Genomic DNA, 13,339 nt, shown 5'->3' on the forward strand with positions numbered 1-13,339 from the left:
ATGCAATAACGTTACGTAAAAAATAGTTAAGAATCAATAGGAGATTGATTTTTTTATACTGAATTTTATTCACACTTTTGTTCGCTCAAACAGGTATACCTGTAGCCCCCAGAAATCGAATAAAAATTAACAACTAAAATTGTTTTTAACCCAAATGACTAAAACTGCTGATTCAGTTTGGAATGAATGCTTGTCTTTTATAAAGGACAACATTAAGCCCCAAGCATATAAAACTTGGTTTGAGCCTATTAAGCCAACAAAATTGGCCGGGGAAGCTCTTACAATTCAGGTGCCTAGTAAATTTTTTTACGAATGGCTAGAAGAGCATTATATTAAATTATTAAGAGTAGCTTTAGTAAGAGAGTTAGGGAGCGAGGCCAAATTAATTTACGATGTACGTATGGAAAATACGTATAGTAGTAATAGCCCTCAAACAGTAAAAATACCGAGTTCAAACCGTAACCCGTTAAAACCTCAAAAAGTAACAGTTCCTTTAGAATCTAAAAGAGAATTAAAAAATCCTTTTATTATTCCTGGGTTACAAAAGGTAAAAATAGAATCTCAATTAAATCCGAATTATAATTTTAATAATTTTGTAGAAGGTGATGCTAACCGATTGGCAAGATCTGCTGGTATGGCAGTAGCTAATAAACCAGGAGGAACATCATTTAATCCGTTATTAATTTACGGAGGAGTTGGTTTAGGTAAAACACATTTAGCACACGCTATAGGAGTAGAGATAAAAGACAAATATGCTGATAAAACAGTTTTATATATTTCTTCAGAAAAATTTACTCAACAATTTATCGATTCTGTAAAGTCGAATACTAGAAATGATTTTATTCATTTTTATCAAATGGTTGATGTTTTAATTATTGATGATGTTCAGTTCTTATCAGGAAAAACAGGTACACAAGATGTATTCTTTCATATTTTTAATCATTTACATCAAAATGGAAAGCAAGTAATTTTAACTTCTGATAAAGCGCCTGTAGATATGCAAGACATAGAGCAGCGTTTATTATCTCGTTTTAAATGGGGATTATCAGCTGAATTACAAGCACCAGATTTTGAAACACGTGTTTCTATTCTTCAAAATAAATTATATAGAGATGGTGTTGAAATGCCAGAAGAAATTGTAGAATATATAGCAAAGAATATAAAATCTAATGTTCGTGAATTAGAAGGTGTTATTATTTCGATGATAGCACAAGCTTCTTTTAATAGAAAAGAATTTACGGTTGAATTAGCAAAAGAAATTGTTGATAAATTTGTTAAGAATACAAAGAAAGAAGTTTCTATCGATTATATTCAAAAAGTAGTATCGAAGTATTTCGATATGGATGTTGCTACTTTACAATCTAAAACACGTAAAAGGCACATTGTTCAAGCACGTCAGTTAGCGATGTTTTTTGCAAAACGTATGACCAAATCTTCATTAGCAAGTATTGGAAGTCAGATTGGTAAAAGAGATCACGCTACCGTATTACATGCTTGTAAAACTGTAGATAATTTAACAGAAACAGATAAGCAATTTAAAAAATACGTGGAAGATTTAACCAAAAAGTTAACCTTGTAATTATGAAAAAAATACTAATGGTTTGTTTGGGGAATATTTGTCGTTCGCCATTAGCCGAAGGTATTTTACAATCAAAATTATCAAGCGAATTTTTTAAAGTTGATTCTGCTGGTACTGCTGGTTATCATGTTGGTGAATTACCAGATGAAAGATCTATTGAAGTAGCTAAAAAATACGGAATAGATATAACAAACCAACGCTCAAGAAAATTTGTGATATCAGATTTTAAGGAATTTGATTTAATTTATGCAATGGATGAAAGTAATTATCACAATATTCTTTCGATAATTGATGATAATGAAGATGCTCAAAAAGTAAAAATGATTTTAAACGAGCAATATCCAACAGAAAGCAGAAATGTTCCAGACCCATATTACGGAGGTAATCAAGGTTTTGAAAATGTATATAAAATGTTAGATGAAGCCTGTGAAATTATTGCTTCAAAATTAGAGAACTAATGAAAGGGAAATTATACTTAATACCAACAACTTTAGGCGAAACCGAACCATTAGAGGTGATGCCTATATCAGTTAAAAAAGTAATAGAACATCTTGACCATTTTATTGTAGAAAATGAAAAATCTGCAAGAAGATTTATAAAAAGAATTACACCAAATAAAGCACAACCTTCTTTAGAGTTATTATTGTTAGATAAATATTCTAACGATATTGAAATTCGAAATTATTTAGATATTTGTGATAAAGGAATTTCAATTGGTTTACTATCAGATGCAGGTGTTCCTGCGGTTGCAGATCCTGGCGCAAGTATTGTAAAATTGGCACACGAAAGAGGTGTTCAGGTAGTGCCTTTAGTAGGACCTTCGTCAATATTAATGGCAATGATGGGTTCTGGTATGAATGGGCAGAACTTTGCTTTTAACGGTTATTTACCTATCGATAAATCGGATAGAAAAAGAGCAATAAAAGAACTAGAAAAAATTTCTAGAGATAAAAATCAATCTCAAATTTTTATAGAAACACCTTATCGTAATGAAAAGATGTTAGATGATTTGCGTACAATTTTATCTCCTGAAACAAGGGTGTGTGTAGCGTGTGATATAACATTACCATCAGAATATATAAAAACACATACGGTTAATGAATGGAAAAATATAAAAACCGATTTACACAAACGACCTACCATTTTTATACTTCATAAAACATAAAAAAATCGCATCTTACTAAGATGCGATTTTTTTATGTTTTTTAACGTTTTAAACGCGCGCTTTTTTATTAGGTTTGATGTTAGAAACATCATAACCGGCGAATTTTTTCATGTAAGATTTTATAGATGTTCCAAATGCATCGTTAAATCTAAAAACACCGTTTGATCGCAAGTATTTTTTAACGTTACCAGCACCACTTAAATGTGCTGCAGCTAAAATACCAGATTCGGTAATTTTAGTACCATTAATAGTTTTACCTACACTTCTTCTAATGTCTTTTCTTAAAATCCATTTATTTACTTTACAGTAAGCCACGAATGACTTTTCTTGTAATTCAGGAGTTTTTAAGAAGTTTTGCGTATTGTAAATTCTAAACCTTTTTAAGGTTTCTCTTCCAAATTGGTATTTACCTAAATAGCCTAGTTTGTTTACAACTCGGTATTTTCCTTGTGATTCTTTAAAAGCTAAAGCTTCTTTAAAGCCAACAAAATCTTTAACCAAGAAAGGAATATTAAAGTTATCAGCATAATATGCTGTTTTCTTTGGTTTAGGTGTTGTTTTATCTTTTTTAACTTTTGGAGTTGTAAAACTAACGAGCGCTACAAAACCTATTAATAAAAATACTAAATACTTGATAATTAGTTACTTTCTGTTTAGCGATGCAAATGTACACTAATTAATGTAAATCATTAGCAATCAATATGTTAAGGTTGTTGTAAAATGTGAATATCTCCGATTATGGATGTTTTTGTTGTTTAAAAATCAATGAAATGATAATTATATTATCTTATTTATGTTTTTTTTGATGTTTTACTGAGAATAAAATTTTGTTAAAATTACCTAACAATTCCACGTTGTGTAATCCTCCTTTGGTATTTAGCAGCATTTCTGTTATGTTGAGCTAAAGAGCTTGCAAAATCATGAAAACCAATTTTTTCAAAGCTTGCACAGATATAGTGTTAGTTATATAGTACATTAGAAAAAAGATTTAGGCTCAATATCTAAAATTTTACAGATAGCTAAAAAACGATACATATCAAGTTTCGTTTTTCCAGTTTCTAATTTATAGTATGCGTTTTGACTTAAACCAATTTTTTCTCCAAAATCCACTTGCGACATCCCCGTTTTTAATCTTTCTTCTTTTAACTTTATAAGAATTAAAGAAAGTTCAATTTCTGTAGACTTTTTCATGCTCTTTTTTTGTGCTAAAGATATTATTATTATTATTATAAAAATAGCTTTTGCGACTAATGGTTAACCCTATTTTAAAATAGGGTTAACCATTAGTCGCAAAAGGAGTAGGAATATTTTTGTGTCAGTTTTTTAAATGTATAGTTTTGAAAAACATTGCAATTTAGTCAATATGCTATGGTTGACTATAAATATTTCATAGATTAATTAAAAATTATGAAAAAAGTATTTTTAACAGCACTATTTTTAGGTGCTTTTGTTACAGCGAATGCAACAGGTTTAGAAAAAATGAATGATAACAATATTGAGTCATTTAAAGTAGAAAACTTTGTAAAAAAAGATGTTAAAACAATTTCTACTATAAGTTATGATGAAGTTAGTGGTGACTGTAGTATTCATATTAAGAATAATCAAACAGGACAAACTGTAGTTAATATTACTGTGAAAACAGAGACGGCAGCAGATTGTAAGCAGCTATTGTCAGACTTGTTAGATGCATTACAGTAATAATTAATTTTAAAGGTTTTGCATGTATTAAAAAACATGTAAAACCTTTTATTTAATAAGAAAAAAATGAAATTTATTTTACTATTACTTATGCCTTTATTAGGGTTTTCACAACAAAATAAGATTACTGTTGAGTATGATTTTTATGATAATTCTAGATATAATGAAACAATTGCAGTATTAAATTGTGATAATGAGAAAGCCATATTTAAAACTTTTTTAGAAAAATTAAATACAGGTAACAAGGCAAGAATAACTTCTTCTAATGAGATTACTATAGGTGGAGATAGAATTGATATTTATAGATTAACCAATAAAAAAAACAATACACTTATTAGTTATGATATAAGAAAAAAAACTATTTATGAAATAGTTGAAGAAATTCCAAAAATGAATTGGAAAATAGATTATACAGAAACAAAAAAAATAGCTAACTATAATTGTAATAAAGCAACAGTTAATTTTAGAGGTAGAGATTATAAAGCATGGTACTCTATAAAATTACCTTTTTCTTTTGGTCCATGGAAATTTAATGGTTTACCAGGTTTAATTCTAGAAATAAAAGATGTAACGAATACTTTTAAATGGAGAGCAAGTAAAATTAAATATCCAGGTGTAAAAAAAATTGAAGTTCCTTACAAAAAAGTTAAAAGAGTATCCTTAAGAAAACTTATTAAAATTGAAGAAGAGAATTCGAAAATAATGAGGGCTAAACTTATGAGTTTATTACCAAAAGATGCAATTGTTACAATACCTAAAAATGATAGAAATGACCTTGAATTAGTATATGAATGGGAAAAATAAATTTATTTTTTACAGTTTATTTATTGGTATTTGCTAATAGTTTGTTCTCTCAATCTAAAATTCATGGATATATAAAGAATAGCCGTAAAGAAAATATTAATAGTGTTGCTGTTATTTTAAAAGATAAAAACACTAAAAGTATTGTGTCTTATTGTTATTCAAATGAAAAAGGATATTTTTATTTTGATAAAGTTAAAAAGGGACATTATTCTTTAACATTTTCCTCGTTGCCTTATAAAGAATTAACTATTGATTTACTTGTTGATAATAAGCTAGTAGTTATTGAAAAAAAGGTTGTTCTTGAGGATAATAAAATAACATTAGATGAAGTAATTGTAAAAAGTAAACGTTCAATTATTGTTAAAAAAGATACAATACTCTTTAATGTGTCATCTTTTATAGATGGAAGTGAATATTCTGTAGAGGATTTATTAAAGAAAATTCCCGGGCTTACTGTAGATAGTGAAGGAACTATAAAAGTAGGAGATAGGGAGATAGAAAAATTAATGGTAGATGGTGATGATTTCTTTGAAAAAGGTTACAAGATATTATCTAAAAACATGCCTTCTTATGTTATAAAAGAAGTAGAGATACTAAAAAAATATTCTAATAATCGTTTATTAAAAGGTATAGAAGATAGTGATAAAGTTGCTTTAAATTTAAAACTAGATAAAAATTCAAAAAGAATTTGGTTTGGTAATTCTAAAGCAAGTATTGGTAATAATAATTTTTATCATTTCAAGGGGAATTTAATGAATTTTGGAAAGAAGAATAAGTATTATTTTCTTACCAATTTAAATAATTTAGGATATGATGCGGTAGGTGATGTACAAGAGTTAATAAATCCGTATAGATTAGATGAACCTGGTAGTATTGGAGATGATCAAAAAGCAACAAGTTTATTAGAATTATCAAATATAAATTTAAGCTTTAATAAAAATCGTACAAATTTTAATAATGCAAAGTTACTATCATTAAATGTAATTTTTAATCCTTCAGATAAACTAAAGATAAAAGCTTTAGGTTTTTTTAATAGTGATATTGTTGGTTTTACTAAAAACAGCCTAGAGATTGTTGATTTAGATAATATTAGTTTTGATAATAAAGAAAATTATAAGCTAACAAAAAAGAATAACATCGCTTTTGGTAAACTGGATATAAATTATAATATATCTAAAAATAAAATGTTGGTATCTTCTCTAAAGTATAATCAAGGAGATTTTAATAGCGTTTCCAATTTAGTGTTTAATGGTGATACAACAATTGAAGGAGTAAAATCTAAAAATAAACTGTTTGATCAAAAAATAACCTATACTCATAAATTAGATGACAAAAAGGTGTTGTTATTAACAGGGAGATTAATAAATGAAGAAACACCTCAAAATTACAAAGTAGATAGATTTTTGTTTAGTGATTTATTTGTAAACACCGATAAAGTTAACAATGTAAAACAATATAGTGCGAACTATATGCAATTTGCAGGTGTGAGTGCTCATTTATTAAATAGAAAAAAAAATGGGAGTTTATTAGAATTACAATTAGGTAATAAGTTTAGAGGAGATGAGCTTACATCTAATTTGTCTTTACTAGAGAATACTAATGTTATAAGTACGCCTGTTGGATATCAAAATAAAACTATTTATAGGGTAAATGATTTGTATCTTAAGAGTAAATATCTTTATAAGCTTAAAAAAATTAAATTTTTGGGAGAATTAAATTTTCATCAAATTCTTAATTTTCTAAAAAATGAAAATACTACAAAAGAACAAAAACCTTTTTTTATAAACCCTAAGATAGGGGTTAGTTGGGCTATAAATGATAGAAATAAAATTTCATCTTATTATTCTTATAATAAAACAAATACAAGTATAATAGATGTTTATAGTAATTATTTACTAACTGATTTTCGATCTTTTTCAAGAGGAATCAATGAATTAAATCAATTGAGCACATCTAACTTAAGGTTTAACTATAATTTAGGTAATTGGAGTGATCGTTTTTTTGCTAACATTTCAATGTTTTATAATGTAAATCATGATTTTTTTTCCTCAGATATTAATTTAAGTCAAAATTACGTTCAAGTAAATAAAGTTTTAATTAAAGATAGAAAGTTAATAGGAATTGTAGCAAATGCAGACTACTATTTTAAGTTTATTAATTCAATTTTAAAACTAAAAACTGGTTATGTTAAGAGTGAATATAAAAACACAATTAATAATTCTAGTTTAAGAGAAATAATAACAAAGAATTATAATTATGGTTTTGAATTACGTTCTAGTTTTCGAGGTTTTTTTAATTACCATATAGGGTCAGAATGGAAAGATATTCAAATAAAAATTATAGAAAATAATTCTTTTGTAGATAATGTTAGCTTTTTAGATTTATCCTTTGCATTTAACAAAAGTCTTAATTCTAAAATAAAATTAGAACACTATTCTTTTGGAAATTTAAAAGTAAATAATAGGTATACTTTTTTAGATTTTGAAAGCACTTACACGTTAATTAAAAATAAATTAACAATGGAGTTAGTTGGTAAGAATTTGTTTAATGTAAAGCAGTTCAGAGATTCTAATATAAGCGATATTGGAACTTCGACAACAGAATACAATCTGCTGCCAAAATCTATACTAATAGGTTTGGAATATAGGTTCTAAAGAATAAACTTACCTATTTATTCCACGTTGTGTAATCCATCTTTGGTATTTAGCCGCGTTTCTGTTGTGTTGTGCTAAAGAACTTGCAAAATCATGAAAACCAATATTATCTACACTTGCACACATATAATAGTAACCATGTTTTTTGTAGTTTAAAACTGCATCTATTGATGATACATCTGGCATTGCAATTAATGATGGCGGTAAACCTGTATTTTGATACGTATTATAAGGCGATTTAATTTTAAGATCGTTATTAAGTACACGTTTTACAATAAAGTCATCACCTTTAAGTTGTTTAATCGCATATATAACTGTTGGGTCTGCCTGTAAAGGCCAACCATCTCTTAACCTGTTTAAATACAAACCAGCTACAATTGGGCGTTCGCTTTTTTGCGCAGTTTCTTTCTGTACGATAGAAGCCAAGGTAATAACTTCCTTTTTTGATAAGTTTAGTTTTTTAGCTTTAGCTAATCTTGCTGTATTCCAAAAGCGATTGTATTCAATAAGCATTTTACTGCGGAATTTTTCAGCAGAGGTGTTCCAATAAAATTCATAACTATTAGGAATATACATACCTAACGCATTTTTTTGATTGAAACCATTTTTCACTAAAAAGTCATTCTCTCTCATTACTTTTACTAAAGAAATGGAGTCAGTTTCAATTTGTTCTGCAATTCTACCTGCCAGTTTTTCTAATGAATCTTGATTGTTAAAAGATAATTTTATCGGAGTCTGGTTTCCGCTCCTCAATAAGTTTACTACATCGTTTAAACTCATTCCTTTTTTAAGAATGTATTTTCCGCCTTTCGGTTTTGTAAATTTTTTCTTTTCGGCAACCCAAATAAAGTTTTCAGGTTTATTGATGTAATTAGAGAGCTGTTTTTTTAATCCATCAAAAGTATCATCAGATTTTATATAAATAGCCCCGCTTTTAGTAACCGCATTGCCAAATATTTTCTGATAAAAATTAAAACTAATAATTCCGCCAATTAAAAATATAATGGCAATAGCTATGTATATTATTTTCTTATTCATTTATCAATTGAAATAAAATTTCGTCTTTATATATATTGTTGCTTAGAATCCAATCTTTTTTAACACCGATTTCTTTAAAATTGTGTTTTGTAAAAAGACGGATACTATTTTTATTGTCAGCAGTAATATTTGCATATAGCTGATGTATTTGTAAGTGTATAAAGCAATAATTAATTAATAGCTGCAAAGCTTCAGAAGCAAATCCGTTTTGTTGATAATCAGGGTGAATTAAAATTCCGATGCCGGCTCTTTTATGCTGCGGGTTAAAATCAAAAAGATCAATCATTCCGATAGCATTCAACGAGGTATTATTTTCAATAACTAAGCGTAATTGTTTAGCTTCATATATATCTAAATGGGCATTTTCTAAATATTGCTTTAGAATAAATTTAGAAAACGGTGCTTGCGTATGGCTAATTTCCCAAAAAGATTCATTGTTTTCTATTTGAAATAGAAACTCCAAATCATAGGGTTCAAGCGCTCTTAAATTTATATGTGTACCTTTTAATGTATTCATTACAATTCAATTTCGCCTTTAAAGACAAAAAGGGCAGGTCCTTTTAGAAAAATATTTGTGTAATTTCCGTTTTCTTCATCAAAACTAACTTCTAATAAACCGCCTTCTACAGGTAGTTTAATTAAAGTTTCAGTTGTTCTTTTAGTAGCGTGCATTGCAATAGCAACTGCTGTAACGCCTGTTCCGCAGGCTAAAGTTTCATTTTCCACACCTTTTTCATAGGTTCTAACCCTAAAAGTATTGTTGTTTATTTGTTGTGTGAAATTAACGTTAGCACCAGGAGAATCGTAACTATATCTTATTTTTTTCCCGTTTTCAAAAACAGGGTAATTATCTAAGGATTCAACTATCTCTACATGATGTTGTGTGCCTGTAAATGCATAAACAGCGTCTTTTTTTATGTTGATTTCGTTTACGTTTACCATGTGTAATGAAATAATGCCATTGTCAATTTCGGCATAATGTGCACCATCAAAAGCAGTAAAGGTTGTTTTACGATCAATAATGTTTAGTTTTTTAGCAAAGGCAACGGCACATCTTCCGCCATTTCCACACATAGTTTCGCTTCCATCTGCATTAAAATAAATCATTCTAAAATCGGTTGTGTTGTGATTTTCAATTAAAATCACGCCATCGGCACCAATTCCAAAATTTCTATTACATAGTTTATTAATAAAAGCAATGTTATTTTTCGGAAATATTTTTGTGCGGTTATCGACTATAACAAAGTCGTTACCTGTTCCTTGGTATTTGTAAAAAACTAAATTCATAAGAAGCAAATATACAAGATTTCTAATGAATTAAAATGTGTTAAATAGCGGTTAAAATCCGTTAAAACAACGTTAAACAACTTTTTTGAAAATGTTAAAATATTATATTTGAATAGATAAATTTTGTAAGCAAATGAAAAAAACAATTAAAACATTAGGAATCGCCATTTTAGGAGGCGTAATTACACTTGCAGGATATAAGATGATAATTGAGAATCCGCAAGAAATAATTCAGGTGAGCGAAATACAATCACCATTAAAAACAATACCAGCAAACTATCCATCAACAGTCATTAATTCGGAATTAAGTCCTACTGATTTTACCGAAGCGGCAGATAAAACAGTGCATGCAGTAGTGCATGTTAAAAATACAGCGGTAAGAACACAGCAGAATCCATATGCGCAACTTTTCGGACGAAGCGGTACACGTAAATATGAGCAAGTAGGAACGGGGAGTGGTGTTATAATTTCTCCTGACGGATATATTGTAACTAATAATCACGTAATAGATAGGGCTAGTGAAATTGAAATTACCTTAAACAATCGTAAAAAGTTAAAAGCTGTTTTAGTAGGAACTGATAAAAGTAATGACATTGCTTTGTTAAAAGTAGATTCTGACGAGGATTTACCATATTTACCTTTTGGTAATTCAGATAATGCAAAAATAGGAGAATGGGTTTTAGCAGTAGGAAATCCTTATAATTTAACATCAACAGTTACAGCAGGTATTGTAAGTGCAAAAGGACGTGATTTAGATGGGAATAGAAATATTGAAGCTTTTATTCAAACAGATGCAGCCGTAAATCCTGGTAATAGTGGTGGAGCTTTAGTAAATACTAGAGGAGAATTAATAGGAATAAACACAGCGATATCATCTAAAACAGGTTCTTTTATTGGGTATTCTTTTGCGGTGCCATCTAACATTGCTAAAAAAGTAGTAGATGATTTGTTAGAATTCGGATCTGTACAAGAGGCAATAATTGGTATTAGCGTTGATAATTCAATAAAAGATATTGAAGGTGTTAAAATAGGCGAAATAGAAAGTAATAGTGAAGCAATAAAAGCAGGCTTGTTAGAAGGAGATATTATAACAAAAGTTAATAATATTAAAATAACTAAGTTTTCTGATTTAAAAGGACAATTAACCGCAAAAAGACCTGGTGAATATGTAAACTTAACGATTACAAGAAATGGCGAAGATTTAATGAAAACTGTTAAGTTGGCTAAGAAAAATACGTTTACATCATATTCATTCGGAGTACAATTAAAAGATTTATCAAAAAAAGAAAGAAAAAAACATGCAATAACTGGAGGAGCTAAAATTACAGGCGCCAATAATAAAGGTTTTTTATACTACAAAATAGGTGCAGGTTATATTTTGACAAAAATAAACGGCAAAGAAATAACCAATGCTTCTGAAGCTGTTACTGTTTTAGATGCTTATACAGGTAATCAACAAATGATACTAGAGTTGATGAGTCCTGAAGGAAAAAAAGAATATTTTCGATTTTAAAATATTTTAATAAAAGGTACAAATGTCGTTGAAAATTATTTTTCAGCGACATTTTTCTTTGGTGAAACTATTTATGAAACCGTTTGAAATCCCTATTTTTACAGCAAATTTTTAAAAATTTAGTTAACACACAACTATGTCAACAATAACAAATTACGAAAAAGAAGTAGTAAGTCAAGCACAAGTAAGACGAGCTACGGTTGAGTTTATTAATATCGTTAATGATTTATGGTACGATAAATCTATAGAATTAGTATTATTTAGAAATCCGTTAGTAGATAAAAGAGCTAGTGAGGTTTTAAATTTAATAGATTATGCTAGAGAATTCGTAGCAAAACCAATTTCTATAAACGATGCTTTAGAAATAGCAAAAGCAATACAATCTATCGATTTACCAGCATCAAAATTAGATATCGGTAAATTAGCATATGAATATCATTTACAAGATGATAACAATGCAGATAAATTAGCTTTTGTACAAAATCAATTAAAAGACGCTACAGGGGCAGAAGAGATTCAGCCAAAAGATGTTGTTTTATATGGTTTTGGTCGTATCGGTCGTTTATTAGCACGTGAGTTAATGAGTAAAATGGGTAAAGGTTCTCAATTAAGATTAAGAGCAGTTGTTACTCGTGGAGAAATTAACGAAGCTGTATTAGAAAAAAGAGCATCCTTATTAAGTATAGATTCAGTTCACGGAGATTTCTTAGGAACTGTTCAGGTTGATGCAGATAACAATGCGTTAATTATTAATGGAACTACGGTTTATATGATATCTGCGGGGAAACCAGAAGATATCGATTATACTAAATACGGAATCAACGATGCATTAATTATAGACAACACAGGTGCATTTAAAGATAAAGAAGCATTAAGTCGTCATTTAGTACCAAAAGGAGCAAGTAAAGTATTATTAACTGCGCCAGGTAAAGGAATTCCGAATATCGTACACGGAGTAAATCATGCCGAAAACAACCCTGATAATATAGATATTTTCTCTGCAGCCTCATGTACAACCAATGCTATTACACCAGTATTAAAAGTATTAGAAGATAACTTCGGAATTAAAAAAGGTCATTTAGAAACCATTCATGCCTATACTAACGATCAGAACTTAGTAGATAACATGCATAGTAAATACCGTAGAGGTAGAGCAGCAGCTTTAAATATGGTAATTACAGAAACTGGAGCAGGTAAGGCTGTTGCAAAAGCATTACCAGCTTTAGAAGGTAAATTAACATCAAGTGCCATTCGTGTACCAGTACCAAACGGATCTTTAGCTATTTTAAACTTACAGTTAAATTCTAATACTACTGTAGAGGCTGTAAATGCAATAATGAAGCAGTATGCTTTAGAAGGTGATTTAGTAGAGCAAATTCAATATTCTATGAATAATGAATTAGTATCATCAGATATAGTTGGTACAACAGCTCCTTCAATTTTTGATAGTAAAGCAACTATTGCAGATGGTAATACAATTGTAATATATGTTTGGTATGATAATGAATACGGATATTCTCATCAAGTAATGCGTTTAGCAAAGCATATCGCAAAAGTTAGACGTTATACCTATTATTAACATAGTATAATAAATTTACTAA

The 13,339-nt window shown here is 28.8% G+C and carries 13 protein-coding genes; 8 read left to right on the top strand and 5 right to left on the bottom strand.

Translation table 11 applies throughout. The annotated features are described in order from the left end of the window. The first annotated feature begins 154 nt into the window (after positions 1 to 154). From dnaA to RRF68_RS01245, 3 genes are read left to right on the top strand one after another with little or no spacing between them, the layout of a single operon-like run. Positions 155 to 1,579 (top strand): chromosomal replication initiator protein DnaA, encoded by a 1,425-nt coding sequence (gene dnaA / locus RRF68_RS01235; RefSeq protein ID WP_275316077.1) that lies wholly within the window; start codon positions 155 to 157, stop codon positions 1,577 to 1,579. A 2-nt stretch (positions 1,580 to 1,581) separates the two neighbouring features. Further along, a complete protein-coding gene (locus RRF68_RS01240) occupies positions 1,582 to 2,037 on the top strand; it encodes a low molecular weight protein-tyrosine-phosphatase (RefSeq protein ID WP_315944718.1) in 456 nt (151 codons plus the stop codon). Beyond that, complete coding sequence (locus RRF68_RS01245; RefSeq protein WP_315944719.1) at positions 2,037 to 2,744, top strand: SAM-dependent methyltransferase; 708 nt, start codon at positions 2,037 to 2,039, stop codon at positions 2,742 to 2,744. Before RRF68_RS01240 ends, RRF68_RS01245 begins: the two co-directional genes overlap by 1 nt. Positions 2,745 to 2,792: 48 nt before the next feature. Here RRF68_RS01245 and RRF68_RS01250 read toward each other — a convergent pair whose 3' ends face one another. Both RRF68_RS01250 and RRF68_RS01255 read right to left on the bottom strand, forming a co-directional pair. Next, on the bottom strand, positions 2,793 to 3,383 hold the full coding sequence (locus RRF68_RS01250) for a peptidoglycan-binding protein LysM (RefSeq protein WP_315945382.1): 591 nt from the start codon (positions 3,381 to 3,383) through the stop codon (positions 2,793 to 2,795). Positions 3,384 to 3,719: 336 nt separating this feature from the next. After that, on the bottom strand, positions 3,720 to 3,935 hold the full coding sequence (locus RRF68_RS01255; RefSeq protein ID WP_218772820.1) for a helix-turn-helix domain-containing protein: 216 nt from the start codon (positions 3,933 to 3,935) through the stop codon (positions 3,720 to 3,722). 216 nt (positions 3,936 to 4,151) lie between these two features. On the opposite strand from RRF68_RS01255, the gene RRF68_RS01260 reads away from it, so the two are divergent. The 3 genes from RRF68_RS01260 (at position 4,152) to RRF68_RS01270 (ending at position 7,900) form a co-directional block, all read left to right on the top strand. Further along, a complete protein-coding gene (locus tag RRF68_RS01260) occupies positions 4,152 to 4,442 on the top strand; it encodes a hypothetical protein (RefSeq protein WP_275316074.1) in 291 nt (96 codons plus the stop codon). A gap of 66 nt (positions 4,443 to 4,508) precedes the next feature. Further along, on the top strand, positions 4,509 to 5,246 hold the full coding sequence (locus RRF68_RS01265) for a GLPGLI family protein (protein ID WP_218772818.1): 738 nt from the start codon (positions 4,509 to 4,511) through the stop codon (positions 5,244 to 5,246). Continuing rightward, complete coding sequence (locus RRF68_RS01270; RefSeq protein WP_315944720.1) at positions 5,234 to 7,900, top strand: carboxypeptidase-like regulatory domain-containing protein; 2,667 nt, start codon at positions 5,234 to 5,236, stop codon at positions 7,898 to 7,900. Before RRF68_RS01265 ends, RRF68_RS01270 begins: the two co-directional genes overlap by 13 nt. Positions 7,901 to 7,909: 9 nt before the next feature. Here RRF68_RS01270 and mltG read toward each other — a convergent pair whose 3' ends face one another. Genes mltG through dapF form a run of 3 tightly spaced genes read right to left on the bottom strand, consistent with a single transcriptional unit; the run spans position 7,910 to position 10,225 of the window. Beyond that, the gene (gene mltG, locus RRF68_RS01275; protein WP_315944721.1) at positions 7,910 to 8,938 is read right to left on the bottom strand and encodes an endolytic transglycosylase MltG; all 1,029 of its coding nucleotides are present in this window, start codon (positions 8,936 to 8,938) and stop codon (positions 7,910 to 7,912) included. Beyond that, a complete protein-coding gene (locus RRF68_RS01280) occupies positions 8,931 to 9,455 on the bottom strand; it encodes a GNAT family N-acetyltransferase (protein ID WP_315944722.1) in 525 nt (174 codons plus the stop codon). The genes mltG and RRF68_RS01280 overlap by 8 nt, the downstream gene beginning before the upstream one ends. Continuing rightward, positions 9,455 to 10,225 carry a diaminopimelate epimerase gene (gene dapF / locus RRF68_RS01285; RefSeq protein ID WP_315944723.1) on the bottom strand — a complete coding sequence of 257 codons (771 nt, stop codon included), beginning with the start codon at positions 10,223 to 10,225 and terminating at the stop codon, positions 9,455 to 9,457. The genes RRF68_RS01280 and dapF overlap by 1 nt, the downstream gene beginning before the upstream one ends. Positions 10,226 to 10,358: 133 nt before the next feature. On the opposite strand from dapF, the gene RRF68_RS01290 reads away from it, so the two are divergent. Next, entirely contained in the window at positions 10,359 to 11,738 is a 1,380-nt protein-coding gene (locus RRF68_RS01290) for a trypsin-like peptidase domain-containing protein (RefSeq protein WP_315944724.1), read from the top strand. Positions 11,739 to 11,874: 136 nt separating this feature from the next. Continuing rightward, positions 11,875 to 13,317, top strand: coding sequence for a glyceraldehyde-3-phosphate dehydrogenase (locus tag RRF68_RS01295; RefSeq protein ID WP_315944725.1), 1,443 nt, complete (start codon positions 11,875 to 11,877; stop codon positions 13,315 to 13,317). The last annotated feature ends 22 nt before the right edge of the window (positions 13,318 to 13,339 follow it).

The organism is Tenacibaculum sp. HL-MS23 (genome assembly GCF_032463465.1).
Taxonomy (GTDB): Bacteria; Bacteroidota; Bacteroidia; order Flavobacteriales; family Flavobacteriaceae; genus Polaribacter; species Polaribacter bernardetii.